Here is an 18,207-nt window from a genome sequence, read left to right on the forward strand (position 1 = left end):
CGCCAGAAAGAGTTCGTCGAAATCTACGAACCGTTCAAACCCCAGCAGTCGGCCGATCAGGCCCACCGCTGCCTGGGTTGTGCCGACGTGCTGGTACGCGGTGGCGTGACCCCGGTGGTGTTCGACAAGAACCCGGAAATCGGTGGTTTGCTGACCTTCGGCATCCCCGAGTTCAAGCTGGAAAAGACCGTGCTGAGCAATCGTCGCGAAGTCTTCACCGGCATGGGCATCGAGTTCCGTCTCAATACCGAAGTCGGCAAAGACGTGACCATGGAACAACTGCTCGCCGAATACGATGCGGTGTTCATGGGCATGGGCACTTACACCTACATGAAGGGCGGCTTTGCCGGTGAGGATCTGCCGGGCGTTTATGACGCACTGGACTTCCTGATCGCCAACGTCAACCGCAACCTGGGCTTTGAAAAGTCGCCGGAAGATTTCGTCGACATGAAAGGCAAAAAGGTCGTGGTACTCGGCGGCGGCGACACGGCGATGGACTGCAACCGCACGTCGATCCGTCAGGGCGCCAAATCGGTGACCTGTGCTTATCGTCGTGACGAAGCGAACATGCCCGGCTCGCGCAAAGAGGTGAAAAACGCCAAGGAAGAAGGCGTGAAATTCCTCTACAACCGCCAGCCGATCGCTATCGTCGGTGAAGACAAGGTCGAAGGCGTTAAAGTGGTCGAGACCCGTCTCGGCGAACCGGACGCCCGTGGCCGTCGCAGCCCAGAGCCGATCCCGGGTTCCGAAGAGATCATCCCGGCTGATGCTGTGGTCATCGCGTTCGGCTTCCGCCCGAGCCCGGCGCCGTGGTTCGAACAGTTCGAGATCCAGACCGACAGCCAGGGCCGCGTCGTTGCGCCTGAGCAAGGTCAGTACAAGCACCAGACCAGCAACCCGAAAATCTTTGCCGGTGGCGACATGGTGCGCGGTTCCGACCTGGTGGTAACGGCGATCTTCGAAGGCCGCAACGCCGCCGAAGGGATCCTTGATTACCTGGGCGTCTAAAAAACAACGCAATCTCTTGTAGGAGTGAGCCTGCTCGCGATGGCGGTAGATCAGTCACCTGATGCATTGGCTGATACTCCGCCATCGCGAGCAGGCTCACTCCTACAGTTGTTTTTGGGTGCTGCAAATTTGATCGTTCCCACGCTCTGCGTGGGAATGCAGCCGGGGGCGCTCTGCGTCCCCAAAAGCGTGGCGCAGAGCGTCACAGGAGGCATTACCACGCAGAGCGTGGGAACGATCATTGCGCAATAAATTGACCCGATAGACAAAAGGCTGACCTGCATCCGTGCCTTTTGCGTCGCGCTCTGAGAAAATGCCCGCACTTTTTTTCCGGATGCCGACATGACTGCCCTGAAGAACGACCGTTTCCTCCGCGCCCTGCTCAAGCAACCCGTAGACGTCACCCCTGTGTGGATGATGCGTCAGGCCGGTCGCTACTTGCCGGAATACCGCGCCAGCCGCGCCCAGGCCGGTGATTTCATGAGCCTGTGCATGAATCCGGAATTCGCCTGCGAAGTCACCATGCAACCGCTCGACCGCTATCCACAACTGGACGCGGCGATCCTGTTTTCCGACATCCTCACCATCCCCGATGCCATGGGCCAAGGCCTGTACTTCGAGACCGGTGAAGGTCCGCGCTTCAAAAAAGTCGTCAGCACCCTCGCCGATATCGAAGCCCTGCCGATCCCTGATCCGCACAAAGACCTCGGCTACGTCATGGACGCTGTCAGCACCATCCGTCGCGAATTGAACGGCCGTGTGCCGCTGATCGGCTTCTCCGGCAGTCCGTGGACTTTGGCGACCTACATGGTTGAAGGCGGCTCGTCGAAAGACTTCCGCAAGACCAAAGCGATGCTCTACGACAACCCGCAAGCCATGCACCTGCTGCTGGATAAACTGGCGCAGTCGGTGACCTCGTACCTCAACGGCCAGATCATGGCCGGCGCACAAGCGGTGCAGATCTTCGATACCTGGGGCGGCAACCTGTCGGCGGCGGCGTATCAGGAATTCTCGCTGGCCTACATGAAGAAAATCGTCAGCGGTCTGATCCGCGAAAACGACGGTCGCAAAGTGCCGGTGATCCTCTTCACCAAAAACGGCGGCCTGTGGCTGGAAAGCATTGCTGACGCTGGCGCCGATGCACTGGGCCTGGACTGGACGTGCGACATCGGCAACGCCCGCGCGCGCGTTGGCGACAAGGTTGCGCTGCAAGGCAACATGGATCCGACCGTGCTTTACGCAAAACCGGAAGCGATCCGCACCGAAGTCGGACGTATTCTGGCCAGCTACGGCAAGGGCAGCGGTCACGTGTTCAACCTTGGCCATGGCATCACCCCGGAAGTCGATCCGGAGCACGCCGGCGCTTTCCTGCGTGCGGTGCATGAGTTGTCGGCGCAGTACCACGAATAACGCTGCAACGTCTGTACAAAAAAACCTGTCCCGTGTCATGCGGGGCAGGTTTTTTTATGCCGTTTAAAAACGTTTAGATGAATAGTTTCTTGTTGTAAGAATTCTTTCCTTAGTTGTCGGATTAGTTTCCGTGGCGACTATTCCTGCTACACCCGGTGATTACTCCTACATAGAAGTTTTCCCTATCCACGTAAGGTTTCAGGCGTGTGTTCGGCATGGCGTCGAGCACCGTATTAGAGCCTGGCGCGATGCCAGGCTCGCTTATTTGATATGAGCCTGGAATAACAATGAAAACACCAATTTTTAAAAGGAGTGCGTTGGCAACGTGCACTTCTTCGTTGATTTTACTGTCGGCCATGCTGGGTTCTTCGGGCGCAGTAGCCCATGGTTATGTAGAGGTGCCGCCATCGCGCGCGTTGCTGTGCCAGAAGGGTGTAAACACCGGTTGTGGTGGTGCGCAATACGAGCCACAAAGTGTTGGCGAAACCTTTCAGGGTTTTCCGGCCGGTGTGGGTGGTGGCACGGGCCAAGGGCCGGTTGATGGCAGGATCGCTAGCGGTGGCAATGAACTGTTCACTGCTCTGGACGTGCAGTCCGCCACACGCTGGCAGCTAACCGACATCAAAGAGCGCACGCTGGATTTCCAGTGGCATTACAAAGCGCCACACCCGGTGGAATACCATCAATATTTCATTACCCGTAACGGCTGGAACCCGAATGAAGCGTTGAAACGCACTTCGTTCGAGAGCATGCCTTTTTGCGAGGTCGCGGGTGATTTTCAGATGCCTGTGCCAGGCACCAAGCATCGCTGCAGTATCCCGGAAGACAAAAACGGTCAGCACGTGATCCTCGCGATCTGGGGCGTCAGTGATACCAAAATGGCCTTCCACAATGTCCTCGACGTAAACATCATTGCCGAGCCGTCCCTGCCCGGTGGCTGGTCGTCGGTCGGCGCCATCGCACCATCGACTCCACTGCTGACCGGCGACAAGGTCAAGGCACGCGCCTTCACCGCGACGGGCGAAAGTGCTTCCTACAGCGTCGAAATCTCGATCGACAACGCTGAAGACGCCGAGCCGCAAAACTGGTCGTTCAAACTCGCCGAGCAGATCAACCAGTCGCAGACCCTGATCCGCGCCGGCGTTCGTGATGAAAACGGCAACATCGAAGCAATTCGCGGCAGCAACACGCTGTACGCACAAAAAGACAGCGGCGTTGTCCGCTACGAAGTGCAACTGCTGATGAAAGAAGACGCCGGCGCGCGTTTGTCGGTGGCCTCGCAACAAGCCGAATACGTGCTCGACAAAGGCAAAACCAAAGTCGACTTCAGCCTGATGTCCAACCGCAAAATGAACGTCGAAGCCAACCTGTTCAACGAGCAGAACAAGCTGGTCGGCACCACCACCGCGCAAGCGGACAGCGGTGCAACCTGGCTGGCCATGGACATCCGCAGCAACCCCGGCCCGCACACGCTGACCCTGGTTGGCACCACGCTGGATGGCCGCACCACCCGTCAAGACACCCAGCCTGTCAACGTCACCGGTGAAGGCGCCGGCGCCGATTACGACTTCCTGTTCCCGGAAGGTCTCAGCGACTACACCGCCGGCACCAAGGTGCTGCAGCCGAAAACCAACGAGGTCTTCGAGTGCAAGCCGTTCCCGGCGTCCGGCTATTGCAAGCAGTACAAGCCTGAGGCGAACGGTTTCGAACCGGGCGTCGGCGAGCACTCGCATGCGGCGTGGAACAAGCTCTAAGGCTCGTCCCGTGTAATTGCGTCAGACGACCACCGAGGTCGTCTGACCGCTGATGATTTTCAGGGGCGATTCGAATGACGCTTTCAATTTATTCCAAGCAACAAATGCTGCTGCACTGGGTATCGGCGGCGGTGATTCTGTGGACGTTGGTCACCGGGTTTTATGTGGCCAACGTCAATGTGAGCAATGACACCAAACAGTGGGTGGCCGGGGTCAACGTGTCGCTGACCACGCTGTTCATCCCGGTGTTCTGCTGGCGGCTGGTGGTGTTTGTCAGCCACCTGCGACACGAGCGCATGGCGCAGTTTTCCTCGGCAAAAATGCTCGCGATGTTTGTCCATCGGCTGATCTATTTGCTGGTGGCAGTGGTGCTGGTGAGCGGGGTGCTGATGATGGATCGACCGATCCCTGTGTTCGGCCTGTTCGAATTCCCGCACCCGCTGAACGATGTAGCGCTGACGGACGGCTTTTTCGTGCTGCACATCTGGGCCTGCACCGCGCTGGCAGTGCTGGTGGCAATGCACATTAGCGCCGTGATTCTGCACGAGCTGCGCGGTTACCGCGTGCTGCGACGCATGTCGTGGCGCTCGCGCGTTCGCCAGGCCTGTGGGCGTATCGGATGAACCGCCGGTGAGATTTTTTTTGCTGTTGGGACAGTGGGCGCTGCCGTTCGCCTGTGCAGCGTTTCTCGCTTGGCAGGAGTGGGCATTTCGCAACTCGCAACATCTTCCAGCGCCGGTCGCTGTGCCGATGCCCACGGCACCTGCACCTTTGAACACCGCCGCAGTGGCAACGGTGTTCGGGCTCGCCGCGCCCAGCGCACTTCGACCAAGCGCCGAATCGCTGACTCTGCAAGCAACGTTCGCCGTCGACAGTGGCCTGTCGAAAGCCCTGATAAGCGCTGCCCAGGGTGCGCGGTTATATCGGGTTGGCGACGACTTGCCGGGCGGCAGCGTATTGCGTCGAGTCGAGGCACAACACGTTGTGCTGTGGAACAAGGGGCGGGAGGAAGCATTGCCTCTCGCGCCCTCTGCCAGCGCATTCCTCAAGCGCTCGCCTGCGTCCGTCGATGCACCCGCCGCAGACATTTCCGCACGTTTTCTTCGCCCGCTGAACGGGCAGTCAGAGTGATCTCATCGATGAACAGCTTGATTGGCGCGCAGGCCCTGCGCACCTTGTTGGTTTGCGCCGTGCTGGCGACGCCGCTCCTCAATCGCCCGGTGCACGCCGAAGAACAGCGCTGGCAGTTGGCGATGAATCAGGCCGAACTGCGCGACATCGTCGAAGAGATCTCGGCGATCCTCGGCACCACCGTGGTGCTCGACCCGCGTGTGTCGGGACGCGTCACCGTCATGTCCCGTCAGGCGCTGGATCGTGAGGGCGTGCGGCGCTTGTTCTACTCGGTGCTGGACGCGCACAACTTCACGGTGATCGATGAGGGCGACCGCATCCTCATCACTCCCGTGGCAGACGTGAAAACCCGCGCCGGTCAATTGGCCAGCGAGCGCGCCACCCCCGCGCAATTCATCACCCAAGTCATCGAACTGAACACCAGCAGCGCCGCCGATCTGTCTGCGCTGATTCGCCCGTTGGTGTCGGCCAACGGCTACCTCGGCCCGTCCGTTTCGGCCAATGCCTTGGTGATCACCGATACCGGCGCCAACGTCAAACGCATCGCCCAGGTGGTGCGCCAACTCGACGGCGGTCAGCAAGATCAGCACGCTGTGGTAGCGCTGCGTTTTGCCCAGGCCAGCGACGTCGCCACGGTGATCGAATCCTCGCTGGGCAAGCGCAATGTCGACTCGCTGATTCAAGTGCTGGCCGACGTCAGAACCAATCGCTTGATCGTCATCGGCCCGCTCGCCGTGCGCCAGCGTTTGACCGAGCTGATTCGCCAACTCGACGTGCCGGCCACCGCCAGCCTCGACACCGCGCGGGTCATCCGTTTGCGCCACAGCGATGCCAAGCAACTCGCGCAGGTGCTGGAAAGCATGGGCCAGAATCGCAAACAACCCACAGCTGGCAGCGGCAAAGAAGCGTCCGCCGCGACGCCGTTCATGCTCAAGGCCGACGAAAGTCAGAATGCGCTGGTGCTGATCGCCGATCCGGCTCAGGTCAGAACCATCGAGAACATCGTCCGTGAGCTCGATCAGCCCCGCGCGCAAGTGCTGATCCACGCCGCCATCGTCGAAATCTCCGGCGACATCGCTGATGCCGTGGGCGTGCAGTGGGGCTTGAGTACGGGCGACGCGAAGGGCTTTATCAACTTTCCCGGCACCGACATTCCCATCGTCGGCGGCTTGAAGTTCGACGAGAAAAAATCGGCACCCGACGGCGCGATTCTGCAGTTGGGCGGCGACCGTTTCGGCGCGTTGATTTCGGCGCTGGCGAGCAATACGCGGAGCAATCTGCTGTCCACGCCGAGCCTGCTGACCCTCGACAATCAGCAAGCGGAAATCATCGTCGGGCAGAACGTGCCGTTCAAGACCGGCTCCTACTCGACCAACAGCAGCGGCGCGGATAACCCGTTCACCACGGTCGAGCGCAAAGACGTCGGCATCAGCCTGAAGATCAAACCCTACATCAACGAAGGCTCGACCCTGCGTCTGGAAGTCGAGCAGGAAGTCTCGGACATCGCGCCTTCGGTGTCGGGCATTGATTCCTCGGATCTGATCACCAACAAGCGCGCGCTGAAAAGCACGATTCTCGCCGACGATGGTGAAATCATTGTGATCGGCGGGCTGATCCGCGACAGCGTGCGCACGCAGAAAAGCGGTGTGCCGCTGCTGCGCGACATTCCCTATCTCGGCGCGCTGTTTCGCTGGAGTCGCGACACCCAGACCAAAAGCAATCTGATGGTGTTTCTGCGCCCGACCATCGTGCGCAGCCGCGAAGATCTCTCGGGGATCAGTCAGCAGCGTTACGACACCTTGCGTGACCTCAGTCAGCCCAAGGCCGGGGAGAGCAACTCGCTGTTGCTGCCGGCCGAGGCGCGGCATTTGTTTGAGCCCGCGACGGTGGCGCCATGAGTGCTCCACTGGAAATCCTGCCGTTCGGTTTCGCCCGGCGGTTTGGCGTGCTGCTGGACGCTGCGGGCTCCCGCCTGCTCATCCGCGCCGACACGTCGCTGACCGCATTGGCCGAAGTGCGTCGCTTATGTGCTCGCGAACTGTCAATCGAGGTGCTTGAGCCAGAGCCTTTTGCCGCGCGTCTGGCGGCCACCTATCGCGAAGGTCAGAGTGCTGCGCAACAGGTCGCGCAAGGGCTGGACGATGAGCTGGATCTGCTCAGCCTCGCCGAGCAGGTGCCGCAAACCGCCGACCTGCTCGAACAACAAGGTGACGCGCCGGTGATCCGCCTGATCAACGCGCTGCTCAGCGAAGCGGTGCGTGCGCAGGCTTCGGATGTTCATCTGGAAACCTTCGAGCACTACCTGTCGGTGCGCATGCGCGTCGACGGTCAGTTGCGCGAGATGCTCAGGCCCAAACGCGAACTGGCGACGTTGCTGGTGTCGCGGATCAAAGTCATGGCGCGGCTCGACATCGCCGAAAAACGTGTGCCGCAGGACGGCCGGATTGCCCTGCGTCTGGCCGGGCACGAAGTCGATGTGCGCGTCTCGACACTGCCGTCGGCGCACGGCGAGCGGGTGGTGCTGCGCTTGCTCGACAAGCAGGCCGGACGCCTCGAACTGCAACGTCTGGGCATGCCGGACGACACCCTCGCCAGCCTGCAAAACCTGCTCGCCAGACCTCACGGGATTTTGCTGGTGACCGGGCCGACCGGTTCCGGCAAAACCACCAGTCTGTATGCGGCGTTGAGCAGCCTGAACGATCCGTCGCGCAACATTCTTACGGTCGAGGATCCGATCGAATATCACCTGCCGGGGATCGGCCAGATGCCGGTCAATGCGAAAGTCGAGATGACTTTCGCGCGGGGCTTGCGCGCCATTCTGCGGCAGGATCCGGACGTGGTGATGGTCGGTGAAATCCGTGATCGCGAGACCGCGCAAATCGCCGTGCAGGCTTCGTTGACCGGGCATCTGGTGCTGTCGACGTTGCACACCAACAGCGCGGTCGGTGCGGTGACGCGGCTGGTCGACATGGGCGTGGATGCGTACTTGCTGGCCTCGTCGCTGGTCGGCGTGCTTGCGCAACGCTTGTTGCGCACGTTGTGTGTGCATTGCAAGGCGCCGTACTTCGCTGACGCCGAGACTCGCCTGCGTCTGGATTTGCAACCCACGCAGACCGTGGCGCTGTTTCGGCCGCAGGGCTGTGAGCATTGCCAGCACGGTTATCGCGGACGCATCGGCATCTACGAATTGATCAGCATCACCGAACCGGTGGCAGCGTTGATTCATCGAGGCGCCAGCGAGCGCGAACTGATCGACGCCACGCGCAAGGATTCGCGCAGTCTGTTTGAGGCCGGTCGGCAACGTGTGCTCGATGGCGTCACCAGCGTCGATGAGTGGCTGCGCGTGACGCAGGAGGACTAAGCGATGCCGACCTTCGATTACCGCGCCGAAAACGCTCAGGGCCATCGCTGCCGAGGCCGGCTCGAAGCCGAAAACCCTCGGCATGCGCGACAGCTGTTGCGGGAGCGGGGACTGTGGCCGTTTCAACTCAAAGAACTGCGCGGTGAACAGGGTGCAAGGCGTGCCGGCCGTTTGAGCGCTAGTGATCTGGCGCTGCTGACGTTGCAGCTGTCGACGCTGGTGCAGGCCAGTTTGCCGCTGGAAGAAGCGCTGGAAGTGGTCGCCCGACAAACCGGCAAACGACGCGTTGCCGGATTGTTGTGGGCGGTGCGTGGTCGAGTCATGGAAGGCCATGCGCTGGCCGTCGCGTTAAGCCAGTTTCCTGCGGCATTTCCCGAATTGTTCCGCGCCACGGTAGCGGCGAGTGAGCGTTCGGGCCATCTCGGTCATGTGCTGGAGCAACTGGCCGCTTACACCCAGGCGCGGCAGGCGTCGCGACAAAAGATTCAGATGGCGCTGATCTATCCGTCGATTCTGATGTTCGCCAGCGTAGCCATCGTTGGTTTTCTACTCGGCTACGTGGTGCCGGACGTGGTGAACATTTTCGTCGACAGCGGCCAGCCGTTGCCTTGGCTGACCCGCGCATTGATCAGCCTCAGCGACGGTGTACGTCAGTTCGGTCTGGTGTTTTTTGGTGGCGCGCTGGCGCTGTTTAGTGGCTGGCGCTGGAGTTTGCGTCAACCGCTCTGGCGACTGCGCTGGCATGCGCTGGCGTTGAATATTCCGCTGATCGGCACGCTTCTACGCGCCATGGAAGCGGCGCGATTCGCCAGCACTCTGGCGATCCTCGGCAAGAGCGCCGTGCCCTTGGTCGATGCACTGGAAATCGCCGCCGCCGTCATCGGCAACCAAACCATCCGCGCACGCATGAGCGAGGTCGCCCGCTCGGTGCGCGAAGGCTCGACGCTGACCCGCAGCCTGGAACGCAGTGGCGATATCCCGCCGATGATGCTGCACATGATCGCCAGCGGTGAACGCGCCGGCGAGCTCGACGCCATGCTCGCCCGCGCCGCCGAACAACAGGAAGCCAGCCTCGCTGCGCGCATCGCGTTGATGGTGAGTTTGTTCGAGCCGGCGATGCTGCTGGTGATGGGCGCGGTGGTGTTGCTGATTGTCCTCGCCATCCTCCTTCCGATCCTCAGTCTCAACCAATTGGTGAATTGATCCATGGCTCTTCTGCACAGAAAAACAGCGACCGCGCAGCGCGGTTTTACCCTGATCGAAATCATGGTCGTGGTGGTGATCATCGGCATCCTCGGCGCGATTGTTGTGCCGCAATTCATGAGCCGGCCGGATCAGGCGAAAACCACCGCGGCGAAGATCGACATTCAGGCGATCGCCACGGCGCTGGAGATGTATCGCCTCGACAACGCGCGGTATCCGACCACGCAGCAGGGGCTGGAAGCGTTGGTGAAACGCCCGAGCGGCACCCCGGCGGCGCGCAACTGGAATCCTGCGGGATATCTGAAAAGTCTGGCGCGCGATCCGTGGGGCACGCCGTATCAATACCTCAACCCCGGCACCCGTGCGGTGGGTGGCGGTTATGACTTGTATTCGCTGGGCTCCGATGGCGTCAGCGGCGGTGACGGCCACGCTGCCGATATCGGCAACTGGACCATCGATTGATGCGCCAGCGCTGCCGGGGTTTCACCTTGCTGGAGTTGATGGTGGTCATGGTGCTGATCGGCGTGCTGCTGGGTTTGGTCAGCCTGGTGGGCGGCAGCAATCCGGCGCAAGTGGCGCGGCAGGAGGCGAGCCGGATTGCGCGGGTGATCGAGCAGTTTCGCGAACGGGCGGTGCTGGAAGGGCGCGAGTTTGGTGTGGGGTTTAGCCAGGAGGGTTATCGCGTTCTGCAGCTTGGCGAGCGGGGTTGGTCGCCTTTAATGGCTTTGCAAACATGGCCGCCGGAGCTGCAGCCGCGACTTGCCTTGGAAGGCCTGCCGGTACGCTTGGCGAGCAGCGCAGAAATGCCGCAATTGTTGATTCTGAGCAGCGATGAAATCAGCGCGTTTACTTTGAAGTTGGTAAGCCGTGAGCGGGTTTGGGCGGGTCTGTCTTCGGACGGTTTGAGCGAGGTCTCGCTTGATGAGTGACCGACCGCTGATCAAGCGCATGCGAGGTTTCACGCTGCTGGAAGTCATGGTCGCGCTGACGGTTTTCGCCGTACTCGCAGCAGCGATTCTTTCGGCAAGCCGTTACGTGGTGCAGCAGAGTGGTGCGGCTGAGCAACGGTTGTTTGCCGCGTGGCTGGCGGATAACCATTTGAACGAATTGCGCCTGCAACACACGTGGGTCGCCGGACAACAGCAACAGATCGTGCACATGGATCGCCGCGAATGGCGGTTACGTCAGCATCTGCGCGAGGGCGATGTATCGGGGCTGTTCACGGTGGAACTGGAAGTCAGTCTCGCCGACAGCGATCAACCGTTGTATCGCACGATTGCGCGGTTGCAAGGCCGCCATGAATAACCAGCGCGGATTCACCTTGCTGGAACTGGTGATCGCGATGGCGATTTTCGCCGTACTCGGTCTCGCCAGTTGGCGCCTGTTCGACAGCGTGGTGCGCGTGCAGCAGACGACGGCGAGTCATGAGCGCGCTTTCAGAAGTCTGCAACGCGCGGTGGCGGTGATCGAACGCGATCTGCTGCACATCACCGAGCAGCCACTGGTCTTGAACGCCGGGCAACTGAGCGTGCAGCGCAGCAACTGGCGCAATCCACTGGATCAACCGCGCAGCGAACGTCAGGAGCTGACGTATCGCTTGCTCGGCGACGTGTTGTGGCGTGAGAGCCGTGCCGAGGGCTCGCTGACGATGCAGCGGCAGAAGTTGCTGGAGGAAGTCGTCGATCTGCGCTGGCGGCTGCTTGATGATTCTGCGATGGAGTTTCAGCTCTCGACCCGACGCTATGAGGGCATTCGCCGGGTGCTGCTGTTGCCGGGAGCCTTGCCATGAAACACCGGCAACAGGGGTTGGCGCTGATCAGTGTGATGCTGGTGTTGAGCCTCGCTTTGCTGATCACCAGCGGCCTATTGCGCAGTCATCGACTGGCCTTGCAGAGCAGCGCGCAACAGCTGCAAACCTTGCATTTGCGTCAGTTGGCGGTGGGCGGAGAAATCTGGGCGCTACGGCGTTTGCACAAGGCTTTTGTTGAACAGCAGAACCACGCCGAGATGCTCCGCGACTGGCCGCAAATCATTCCTGAACTGGGTAGCGAAGAGGCGCAAGTCGAGGTGCAGATCGAAGACCTGTCGGCGCGTTTCAATCTCAATGCATTGCTGCATCAGGGGCAGATTGATGTGGTGACGCTTAAGCGCTGGACGCGGTTGCTCGAATTGCTGGAGCTGCCCGCGCTGCGACCCAGTCAGGTCGGATTGTTATCCGAGGTGAGCCAATTGCGACTGCTGCCGGGTTTCGATGCGGCAACGCTACGACGCCTAGAACCATGGGTTTCGCTGCTGCCCACGGATGCAGCGCTGAATATCAACACGGTACCGGCGCTGTTGCTGCACGTGCTTGAGATCGAACCGGACATAACTGACGCCCTCGTTCACCAGCGTTCGACAACCTCATGGCACAGCGTTCAAGCCTTCAGCGCCGACCCGTTAATCGCCGATACCGGAATCAATACCCATGGTCTCGGCGTCGACAGTCGCTGGCATCGCATCACCGTGCGCGTGGTGCAAGACCAGCACGTGCTGACGCTGAGCACTGACGTCGAGTTCGTCGTAAAAACCGCCCAGCTGAAAGTCCTGCGACGTCGTTTACTTTCCTCCCGCGGCCTCGAGATAACGCAATGAAAAACTGGCTTTACCTGACCGCCGAAGGGCTTGCAGACCTGTCGTCTGACTGGCCATGTTGCCTGTGGTCGCACACCGGCGAACGTCAATCGATGCCGCTGCATCAAGCCGCACAAGTACTGCGCGGACAAAAAATCGACCTGCTGCTGCCCATCGAATCCTGCAGTTGGCTGCGCAGCGAACCTTGGCCCGGGCGCCGTGCGCCCGCCGCGCAGGCGCTGGCATTTGCTGTGGAGGAACAGCTTGGCGAAGCGCTCGACACTGTGCATTTGAGCGTTGGTAAAGTGGACGCAGAGCGACGTTATCCGCTGATGGTCATCGCTCGTGAGCGCCTGGCCGCGGTGTTGTCGCTGCTCGGTGAAAGTGGTCTGCAAGTGCGCTCGGTGTTTGTCGATGCCGACTTGTTGCCCACGGATCAGCCGATCGGCACCCGCTGGTTCGGACGCTGGTTGCTGGGCGGGGCGTTGCCGGCGCGGCTCGCAGTCACGGACGAGGGTTTGGCCGCGCTGAAAGGTGTGTTGCCCGAGGACATGGTCTGGGTCGATGAGCCGGATGAACAGGCATTGCTGGCGGAAGGTTTTCGACAAGCGATCAATCTGCGTCATGGTGAGTTTGCGCCACGGCATTCGCCGTTGCCTTGGCGTTCGCTGGCGGCGGTGCTGCTGACCTTTTTGTTGCTGGGCGTAGGCGCCAGCGAAACGCGGTTCCGTTTCCTTGACGGCGAAACCCGGCGCCTCGCCGAGCACAATGAACTGCGCTTCAAAACGCTGTATCCACAGCACGGGCAAATCGTCGATCTGACCGTGCAGATGCGGGCGATTCAGGGTTTGCCAGCGCAGTCTCGCGACACTCAGGTTGCGGCGCTGGTCAGGTTGATCGAGCAGGTGATTGGCGCGAGTCAGGTCGAGGTCAAGCGCATCGATTTTGCCGAGGTCGATGGCTGGAAAGTGCAACTGACGGCCAACAGTTTTGCCGAGCTTGAGCAGTTGCGTGAACGCGGGCGTCAGCAAGGTCTGGCGATCAAGATTGATGGCGCGAGCAAGATAGGCGATCGGGTGACGGCGACGCTGACGTGGGAGGCGGGCGTATGAAGTCTGATGATTATGTTCAGCGTTGGCGGCGTTTGTCGCGCCGTGAGCGTGGGTTGATCCTGCTGCTGATGGCGGGGTTGCTGGGTGGTGCGGTGTTCATCTGGATCTGGCAGCCGAACGTGGAACGGCTGGAAGCGCTCGAGCGCCAACATCGTCAGCAACAGGCTTTTGCAATTCAATTGGATCGCGCCCAACCACCAAGCAGTTCGGCGTTCGACGCGACTCAGCCGTTGTCGTTAAGGATCAGCGAAAGCCTCAACTCGACCGGGCTTGAGGTGCAGCAAATGGACAGCGATAACGAGCAGATCCGTCTGACCCTTAGCGGCCCGCCCGAGCCATTGTTGCTCTGGCTGGACAGGCTTGAACGTGACGGCGTGGTGGTGCAATCGCTGAGCCTGGAGCCGCGCGACAATCTGCTGGAAGCGCGGCTACAGCTCAGATAGTCGCGCCAGTCAGGGGCGGCAGTTTCGCCAGTTTCAATGCCACCAACAGCGCGATCAGCAATAGCGCGCCGATGAACAACCCGATGCCGTTCCAGCCACCAAGGTGCCAGAACACGCCGCCCGCAGTACCTGCGATGCTCGAGCCGGCGTAGTAGCTGAACAGGTACAGCGACGACGCCTGGCCTTTGGCTTTGAGCGCGCGGCGGCCGATCCAGCTGCTGGCCACCGAGTGCGCACCGAAGAAACCGAAAGTGAAAATCAGCATGCCGACAATCACCAGCGGCAACGGCGTGAACAGGGTCAACGCGAGGCCGACGAACATCAGCGCAATGGTCGCCCAGAGCACTTTGCGACGGCCAAGTTTGTCGGCCAGCGAACCGATTTTCGCCGAGCTGTAGATGCCCGACAGGTACACCACCGAGAGCAAACCCACAAAGACTTGATCAAGGCTGTACGGCGCCGCCAGCAAGCGATAACCGATGTAGTTGAACAGCGTGACAAACGCGCCCATCAACACGAACGCTTCGAGAAACAGCAGCGGCAGACCAGCGTCGCGAAAGTGCATGGTGAAACCGTCGAGCAGGCTGCGCGGGTGCAGCGAGCGCGAGCGAAAATTGCGCGACTCCGGAAGAATCTTCCAGAACACCGCTGCGGCAATCATCGCCAGACCGCCGATCACCAGCATCGCCGTGTGCCAGCTGACGAAGTCGATCAACACGCCGGTGATCAAGCGCCCGCTCATCCCGCCAATCGCGTTGCCGCCGATGTACAAACCCATCGCCAGGCCGATGTGCTGCGGGTGAATCTCTTCACTCAGATAAGTCATTGCCACCGCCGCCAGGCCACTCAGCGACAGGCCGATCAGCGCGCGCATGATCAGCACGCCTTCCCAACTCGGCATCATTGCACTGGCCATGGTGCAAATCGCTGCGGCGAAAAGCGCAGTCACCATCACCGGTTTGCGCCCGACCCGATCAGAAATCGGCCCGGTGATCAGCAGACCGATGGCGAGCATGCCGGTGGCGACCGAAAGGATCAGGCTGCTCTGCGCGGCGTTGATCGAATATTCGTGGGACAGCAGCGGCATCATCGGCTGCACGCAATACAACAGCGCAAAGGTCGCGAAGCCGCCGCTGAACAGCGCCAGCACCGTGCGCATGAACATCGGCGTGCCTTTTTCGATGTAGATCTCTTGCAGCTCGGCGACGACATCGTCGGCTGCAGCAGCAGGCGGGACTTCATGGGCAAGGGGCGCGACAGCAGTTTTCACTTCAGACCTCGGAGGGCACGGCCAGGCAGGCAATGAAAAAATCATATAGCTGGCTAATGTTTCTATCCAATATATTGTTCGACCTGTTTGATAGCTTTTACGACCTAATGGGGTTTTCATGGAATTGCGTCATCTGCGCTACTTCATCGCCGTCGCCGAAGAACTGCACTTTGGCCGCGCCGCACAGGTGTTGGGCATCTCGCAGCCGCCGCTGAGTCAGCAGATTCAGGCGCTGGAACAGGAAGTCGGCGCGCGGTTGTTCGAACGTACCAATCGTCGGGTCGAGCTGAGTGAGGCTGGGAGATTGTTTCTCGAAGAGGCGCGGTTGGTGCTGGCGCAGGTCGATAAGGCAGCGGATGTTGCCCGACGTGCACAACTCGGTGAACTGGGCGAATTGAAGATTGGCTTCACCTCGTCGGCACCGTTCAACTCGACGATTCCGCAGGCGATCTTTTCCTTTCGGCAGCGTTTTCCGGCAGTGCACCTGAACCTGCGCGAGATGAGCAGCACGATGGTTGCCGATGCGTTGGTCGATGAGTCGATTGAAGTCGGCATCATGCGCCCGCTCGGATTGCCGGATTCGCTGAGCGTGGTCGAGTTGATGCGCGAACCATTGGTCGCGGTGCTCAGTTCAAAGCATCCACTGGCGCAGGGCTCGGAGGAGGGTTTGTTTTTGGCCGCATTGGCGCAGGAGCCGTTTGTGTTCTTTCCGCGCAGTTACGGCAGTGGTTTGTATGCGCAGTTATTGAGCCTGGCGCGTGACGCGGGGTTCAGCCCGCATTTTGCGCAGGAGGCGGGTGAGGCGATGACCATCATCGGCCTGGTGGCGGCGGGGTTGGGCGTGTCGGTGATGCCGGCGTCGTACCAGCGCATGCGCATTGACGGCGTGGTCTATCGGCCGTTGCTCGATCCGGAAGCGGTGACGGCGGTGTGGCTGGTGCAGCGCAAGGATCAGAAGTCGCCGATGGCCAAGGCGTTTGTTGAACTGCTGACGCGTAAGGTTGAGCCATTGAATGGGTGATGGCTGCCGGCCTCTTCGCGAGCAAGCTCTGCTCCTACAGATTTTGTAGGAGCAAGGCTTGCCCGCGATGGCGTCCGCTCAAACACCAGATTTGTCAGGGCAACCGCACCAAATCCCCCTTCAACGCCACCCGCGTCACAAAAATCCCCGCCCGACACTCATAAGTATTCAAATCCTTGCGCACATGCTGGTCGTAATTACTGACGATATTGGTCACCGCATTCGCCCCGACCCGCTTGGCATCGGCCTGCAGCTTGATCAGATTCGACTGCAACACCCACTCGCAGGAATCGTGATCACTCTTGTTGAAACCGTTGGTGCTCAAATCACTGACCACACCCCGGCGCAGCAACTGCTGAGTGCCCTGCGGCCCATTACCGACCAGATAAAACTTCACACTGCCATCCAGCCGCCCGGCGCGAATCGCATCCGAAAGCACGGTTTCGAACGGCATGTACATGAGGTTGGTGGCATGGCTGGCGCTGGGCAGCAGGCCGAAAAGCGCGGCGGCGATCATGGCTTTCACTTGCATGGTCATCTCCTTGACGATGAAAGAGAACCGCGAGTGCTCGACCGACCGGGCCCGCCGTTCTGGCAGGCGCGATGCGAAGGCCTGCGAGAACGAGTGTAGATGCTGAAGGAGCGCTGTGCCCCTTGTGGCGAGGGAGCTTGCTCCCGCTGGGGCACGAAGTGGCCCTGAATCCTGCGCTCGCGGTTTTTCAGTTAGTCCGCGTCAGCAGGTTTTGCGACTGCTGCGGAGCCGAGCGGGAGCTCCCTCGCCACAGTCGAGTAATACTCAAGGACTTTCTCTGGGCAACCAGCCATTGAGGGAGTCCACCTGTTTGTGAAAGTGCACCCCTGTGGCGAGGGGATTTATCCCCGATGGACTGCAAAGCAGTCCCCAAACCAGTGAATTCGGTATGTCTGATGCTCCGAGTTCTCAGGTTTTTGGGCCGCTAGCGACCCATCGGGGATAAATCCCCTCACCACAGGACTGCATTCATTCAGCCACCCAGCCGTTCAGCCACTGAGCCACTGAGCCACTCACTCAGTCAGTCGACGTGAGCAAGGTCACCCCTCAACGCCACGCTCGACACCACCATCCCCGCACGGCACTGAAACTTCTCGGTGTCTTTGTACAGATCCCGCTGATCCACGCTGGCGATGTTGATCACCGCGTTGGCGTCGGCTTTTTTCGCGGCGTTCTGCAGGGTGGCCAGTGCCGATTGCAGGGCCCAGAAGCAGGCATCTTCGTCGGATTTGTTTGAGCCGTTGGTTTTGCGGCTGCTGCTCACGGTGTCGAGTTTTCGCACTTGCTTGGGCAGGGTTTCGCCAGCGAGGTAGAACTTGACGCTGCCGTCGAGCAGGCCGGCGTCGGTGGCGCGTTTGACGCCTTCGCGAAAGCTCAGGTAAGTCGGTTCGTCAGCGCCTTGTTTGATGATGCCGAGATTGTTGACCGCTTCGATGTCCGGGTTGATCGACAGCTCTTTGAGCACGTTGTCGCGCAGACGGTTGACCCAGCGGTTGTAGTTGCCGTGGATCTTGCCGTCCTTGGCGTCGAGGCCGTAGCTGCTGCGGTAGTCGATTTCGAACGAGGTCGGGGTGAACGGGATATCGACTTCGGCGTGATGGCGACCGCGTACGGTGATCGCCGCTTTGATCATGCCCGGGCGCACCGATTGCACGACCCACTGACGATCGTTCAGCGCGGTGACAATGGCGCGGCTCATCTGTTGCTGGGTGAAACCGAGGTTCGGCGAAAACTCTTCTTTAGCGTTGTACACCGGTTTGCTGGTGCAACCGCCGAGCACAAAGGCCAGGGCCAGCAGTGCGGCGATGCGGTGAAACTGAGTCATTCCCTTTACTCCAAACGTATTGCGG

20 protein-coding genes are annotated in these 18,207 nt (G+C 60.5%); 16 read left to right on the forward strand and 4 right to left on the reverse strand.

Going from position 1 to position 18,207, the window contains the following annotated elements; all coding sequences use genetic code 11:
• Positions 1-1,008 (forward strand): FAD-dependent oxidoreductase (locus ACIOMO_RS23180; RefSeq protein WP_401243775.1); only part of this gene is annotated, 1,008 nt, incomplete at its 5' end.
• Between the two features lie 342 nt (positions 1,009-1,350).
• Entirely contained in the window at positions 1,351-2,418 is a 1,068-nt protein-coding gene (gene hemE / locus ACIOMO_RS23185) for a uroporphyrinogen decarboxylase (protein ID WP_053116656.1), read from the forward strand.
• A gap of 121 nt (positions 2,419-2,539) precedes the next feature.
• On the opposite strand, the gene ACIOMO_RS23190 is transcribed toward hemE, so the two are convergent.
• A complete protein-coding gene (locus ACIOMO_RS23190) occupies positions 2,540-2,776 on the reverse strand; it encodes a hypothetical protein (RefSeq protein ID WP_172680061.1) in 237 nt (78 codons plus the stop codon).
• On the opposite strand from ACIOMO_RS23190, the gene gbpA reads away from it, so the two are divergent.
• From gbpA to gspM, 13 genes are all read left to right on the forward strand, one after another.
• Complete coding sequence (gbpA, locus tag ACIOMO_RS23195; RefSeq protein WP_401243777.1) at positions 2,706-4,172, forward strand: N-acetylglucosamine-binding protein GbpA; 1,467 nt, start codon at positions 2,706-2,708, stop codon at positions 4,170-4,172. The two genes, ACIOMO_RS23190 and gbpA, sit on opposite strands and share 71 nt — an antisense overlap.
• Before the next feature lie 74 nt (positions 4,173-4,246).
• The gene (locus tag ACIOMO_RS23200; protein WP_401243779.1) at positions 4,247-4,795 is read left to right on the forward strand and encodes a cytochrome b/b6 domain-containing protein; all 549 of its coding nucleotides are present in this window, start codon (positions 4,247-4,249) and stop codon (positions 4,793-4,795) included.
• A 7-nt stretch (positions 4,796-4,802) separates the two neighbouring features.
• On the forward strand, positions 4,803-5,303 hold the full coding sequence (locus ACIOMO_RS23205; protein WP_401243781.1) for a type II secretion system protein N: 501 nt from the start codon (positions 4,803-4,805) through the stop codon (positions 5,301-5,303).
• Between the two features lie 8 nt (positions 5,304-5,311).
• Positions 5,312-7,201: a type II secretion system secretin GspD gene (gspD, locus tag ACIOMO_RS23210; RefSeq protein WP_401243783.1), complete on the forward strand. Its 1,890-nt coding sequence runs from the start codon at positions 5,312-5,314 to the stop codon at positions 7,199-7,201.
• Positions 7,198-8,664, forward strand: coding sequence for a type II secretion system ATPase GspE (gene gspE, locus ACIOMO_RS23215; protein WP_401243785.1), 1,467 nt, complete (start codon positions 7,198-7,200; stop codon positions 8,662-8,664). The genes gspD and gspE overlap by 4 nt, the downstream gene beginning before the upstream one ends.
• Before the next feature lie 3 nt (positions 8,665-8,667).
• Positions 8,668-9,867, forward strand: coding sequence for a type II secretion system inner membrane protein GspF (gene gspF / locus ACIOMO_RS23220; RefSeq protein ID WP_401243787.1), 1,200 nt, complete (start codon positions 8,668-8,670; stop codon positions 9,865-9,867).
• Positions 9,868-9,870: 3 nt separating this feature from the next.
• The gene (gene gspG / locus ACIOMO_RS23225) at positions 9,871-10,329 is read left to right on the forward strand and encodes a type II secretion system major pseudopilin GspG (RefSeq protein ID WP_401243789.1); all 459 of its coding nucleotides are present in this window, start codon (positions 9,871-9,873) and stop codon (positions 10,327-10,329) included.
• On the forward strand, positions 10,329-10,796 hold the full coding sequence (gspH, locus tag ACIOMO_RS23230; protein ID WP_401243791.1) for a type II secretion system minor pseudopilin GspH: 468 nt from the start codon (positions 10,329-10,331) through the stop codon (positions 10,794-10,796). The genes gspG and gspH overlap by 1 nt, the downstream gene beginning before the upstream one ends.
• Positions 10,789-11,172 carry a type II secretion system minor pseudopilin GspI gene (gspI, locus tag ACIOMO_RS23235; RefSeq protein WP_401243793.1) on the forward strand — a complete coding sequence of 128 codons (384 nt, stop codon included), beginning with the start codon at positions 10,789-10,791 and terminating at the stop codon, positions 11,170-11,172. The genes gspH and gspI overlap by 8 nt, the downstream gene beginning before the upstream one ends.
• A complete protein-coding gene (locus ACIOMO_RS23240) occupies positions 11,165-11,656 on the forward strand; it encodes a prepilin-type N-terminal cleavage/methylation domain-containing protein (RefSeq protein ID WP_401243795.1) in 492 nt (163 codons plus the stop codon). The genes gspI and ACIOMO_RS23240 overlap by 8 nt, the downstream gene beginning before the upstream one ends.
• Positions 11,653-12,501 (forward strand): general secretion pathway protein GspK, encoded by an 849-nt coding sequence (locus ACIOMO_RS23245; RefSeq protein WP_401243797.1) that lies wholly within the window; start codon positions 11,653-11,655, stop codon positions 12,499-12,501. The genes ACIOMO_RS23240 and ACIOMO_RS23245 overlap by 4 nt, the downstream gene beginning before the upstream one ends.
• Positions 12,498-13,592 (forward strand): type II secretion system protein GspL, encoded by a 1,095-nt coding sequence (gene gspL / locus ACIOMO_RS23250; RefSeq protein ID WP_401243799.1) that lies wholly within the window; start codon positions 12,498-12,500, stop codon positions 13,590-13,592. The genes ACIOMO_RS23245 and gspL overlap by 4 nt, the downstream gene beginning before the upstream one ends.
• Entirely contained in the window at positions 13,589-14,035 is a 447-nt protein-coding gene (gene gspM / locus ACIOMO_RS23255) for a type II secretion system protein GspM (protein WP_401243801.1), read from the forward strand. The genes gspL and gspM overlap by 4 nt, the downstream gene beginning before the upstream one ends.
• On the opposite strand, the gene ACIOMO_RS23260 is transcribed toward gspM, so the two are convergent.
• Entirely contained in the window at positions 14,028-15,305 is a 1,278-nt protein-coding gene (locus tag ACIOMO_RS23260) for an MFS transporter (protein ID WP_401243802.1), read from the reverse strand. The two genes, gspM and ACIOMO_RS23260, sit on opposite strands and share 8 nt — an antisense overlap.
• 118 nt (positions 15,306-15,423) lie before the next feature.
• Between ACIOMO_RS23260 and ACIOMO_RS23265 the strand changes: the two genes are divergently transcribed.
• Entirely contained in the window at positions 15,424-16,326 is a 903-nt protein-coding gene (locus tag ACIOMO_RS23265) for a LysR substrate-binding domain-containing protein (RefSeq protein ID WP_401243804.1), read from the forward strand.
• 94 nt (positions 16,327-16,420) lie between these two features.
• Here ACIOMO_RS23265 and ACIOMO_RS23270 read toward each other — a convergent pair whose 3' ends face one another.
• Together ACIOMO_RS23270 and ACIOMO_RS23275 are read right to left on the reverse strand one after the other, a co-directional pair.
• Positions 16,421-16,858, reverse strand: a complete 438-nt coding sequence (locus tag ACIOMO_RS23270; protein WP_401243806.1) for an excinuclease — start codon at positions 16,856-16,858, stop codon at positions 16,421-16,423.
• 520 nt (positions 16,859-17,378) lie between these two features.
• The gene (locus ACIOMO_RS23275) at positions 17,379-18,182 is read right to left on the reverse strand and encodes a hypothetical protein (RefSeq protein WP_159811642.1); all 804 of its coding nucleotides are present in this window, start codon (positions 18,180-18,182) and stop codon (positions 17,379-17,381) included.
• Positions 18,183-18,207 lie beyond the last annotated feature (25 nt).

The sequence above is a fragment of the Pseudomonas sp. NPDC087804 genome, assembly GCF_044742965.1.
GTDB classification, from domain to species: Bacteria; Pseudomonadota; Gammaproteobacteria; order Pseudomonadales; family Pseudomonadaceae; genus Aquipseudomonas; species Aquipseudomonas rustica.